General features: G+C 67.0%; 2 protein-coding genes. One reads left to right on the top strand and one right to left on the bottom strand.

Annotation, left to right across the window (positions count from 1 at the left end; genetic code table 11):
• Window positions 1-236: 236 nt before the first annotated feature.
• Window positions 237-1,541, bottom strand: coding sequence for an O-acetylhomoserine aminocarboxypropyltransferase/cysteine synthase family protein (locus tag C463_RS02475; RefSeq protein ID WP_008440797.1), 1,305 nt, complete (start codon window positions 1,539-1,541; stop codon window positions 237-239).
• Window positions 1,542-1,682: 141 nt separating this feature from the next.
• Here C463_RS02475 and C463_RS02470 point away from each other — a divergent pair.
• Window positions 1,683-2,412 (top strand): SPFH domain-containing protein (locus tag C463_RS02470; RefSeq protein WP_008440795.1); only part of this gene is annotated, 730 nt, incomplete at its 3' end.

The raw sequence follows: 2,412 nt of genomic DNA, 5'->3' as shown, positions 1-2,412 counted from the left end.
ATTGCGATAGGAATTCTCGTAGCTCTGGTAGTTCTATCACTCCACAGACTGGTCTCGTAATCGCTGACGACGGGAGCCGTCGATACGCAGGCAGATTCTATCGGTTAGTTCAGGACTCAAACAGAGAAAATAACGCAGTTACCGTGCTGACTACATCCTCTATATCTCGCACAGCGATTGTATCTGTCCCCGAGGATTTCAACGGAACCAAACCGTCGGAAACGGGCGGGTTGCGGTTAGGCGGTTGCCGCCTCGATAGCGTCTTGGAGGTCCGCAACGATGTCCGCGGGGTCCTCGATGCCGACCGAGAGCCGCACCATGTCGGCGGTGACGCCCGCGGCCTCCTGTTCTTCCTCGGTCAGCTGCTGGTGGGTCGTCGACGCCGGGTGAATGACGAGCGTCTTCGAGTCGCCGACGTTCGCGACGAGCGAGGCGAGGTCGGCCTCCTCGACGGTCGCCCGCGCGGCCTCATAGCCGGCTTCGAGCCCGAAGGTGAGCATCCCGCCGTAGCCGCCCTCCAGGTACTCCGTCGCCTCCTCGTGGGTCTCGTGGCTCTCCAAGCCGGGGTAGTTCACCCACGCGACCTCGTCGTGGTCGTCGAGGTACTCGGCGACGACGCCCGCGTTCTCGCAGTGGCGGTCCATCCGCAGCGGGAGCGACTCCGTCTGCTGGAGCGTGTTCCACGCGTCGAACGGCGACTGCTGGTCGCCCAAGTCGCGCAGGCCGCGGGTGATCGCCGCGAAGGTGAACGCCGCGTCGCCGAACCGCTCGGCGAAGTTGATCCCGTGGTACGCGGGGTTTTCCTGCGCGATCTCGGGGTACTTCTCCGCGTGCTCGGCCCACGGGAACGAGCCGCCGTCGACGACGACGCCGCCGACGGTGGTGCCGTTGCCGGTGAGCCACTTCGTCGTCGACTCCCAGACGAGGTCGGCGCCGTGGTCGAGCGGCCGGCAGAGGTACGGCGTCGCGAACGTGTTGTCGACGAACAGCGGGACGCCGTGGTCGTGGGCGATGTCGGCGATCCGCTGGATGTCAGGCGTGACGAGGGCGGGGTTGCCGATCGTTTCGAGGTGGACGTAGGCGGTGTCCTCGTCGATGGCCTCGGCGTATCCCTCGTAGTCGAGCGGGTCGACAAACCGGGTCGAGACGCCGCGGCGCTCGACGGAGTGGGTGAGGTAGGTGTAGGTGCCGCCGTACAGCGCCGACGACGTGACGATGTTGTCGCCCGCCGAGGCGAGCAGGAACGTCGTCACGTCGAGCGCGGCCATGCCCGAGGCGGTCGCGACCGCGCCGACGCCGTTCTCGAGCGAGGCGATCCGCTCTTCGAGGGCGGCGTTGGTCGGGTTCATCAGCCGGGAGTAGACGTTGCCGGCCTCCTCGAGGGCGAAGAGATCCGCGGCGTGGTCGGCGTCGTCGAACTGGTAGGCGGTCGTCTGGTAAATGGGCGTCGCGCGGGCCCCGGTGGTCGGGTCCGGGTCCGAACCGGCGTGAACGCTTCGCGTGCTGAACTTCGGGCCGTCGGCCCCGTCGTCGGATGGCATACGAAACGCTGCGTTCGCCGCGTAGTTAAACCCGACCGGCATACGCGTGCGTTTCCGGTACCTCAGAGACGGTCGAGACGACGCGCGCCGCCGCCCCGGACTCGTGCCAACGGTTAACAGCGTCGGGCCGTAATTCGACGTATGGGAACACAAGGTCCGCGCGGCGAGTCCGCCGAGCTGGAGGAGCTGCTGGCGGAGGTCCCGGACGGGGTCTGGCAGTACCTCGCGCTCGGCGTCGCCCTCCTCGTCGGCGTCGCCCTCCTCGGCCAGAGCCTCGTCTTCGGCGTCGCAGCGCTGGCGGTACTCTTGGCGGCCGTCACGGTCGTCAGCGCCGTCGAGATCGTCGACGCCTACGACAAGGAGGCGCTCACCGTCTTCGGCGAGTATCGCAAGCTCCTCCAGCCGGGAGTCCACATCATCCCGCCGTTCGTCTCGCGGACGTACGCGTTCGACATGCGGACGCAGACGATCGACGTGCCGAGCCAGTCGGCGATCACGCGGGACAACTCTCCGGTGACCGCCGACGCCGTCGTCTACATTAAGGTGATGGACGCGAAGAAGGCGTTCCTAGAGGTCGACGACTACAAGAACGCCGTCTCGAATCTCGCACAGACGACCCTCCGCGCCGTCATCGGCGACATGGAGCTCGACGACACGCTCTCGCAGCGGGAGCTGATCAACGACCGGATCAACGAGGAGCTGGACGAGCCGACCGACGAGTGGGGGATCCGCGTCGAGGCCGTCGAGGTCCGCGAGGTGAGCCCCTCACAGGAGGTCCAGCGTGCGATGGAGCAACAGACCGGCGCCGAGCGCCGCCGCCGCGCGATGATCCTCGAAGCGCAGGGGGAACGCCGCTCCGCGGTCGAGCAGG

It is taken from the genome of Halorubrum californiense DSM 19288 (assembly GCF_000336875.1).
Classification (GTDB): domain Archaea; phylum Halobacteriota; class Halobacteria; order Halobacteriales; family Haloferacaceae; genus Halorubrum; species Halorubrum californiense.
Note: the sequence above shows the minus strand (reverse complement) of the source record. Positions and strands in the feature narration are given on the sequence as shown.

What these genes read in the sequence shown, in the direction of transcription:
- C463_RS02475 (WP_008440797.1), bottom strand. Translation starts at nt 1,541, where the DNA reads ATGCCATCCGACGACGGGGCCGACGGCCCGAAGTTCAGCACGCGAAGC.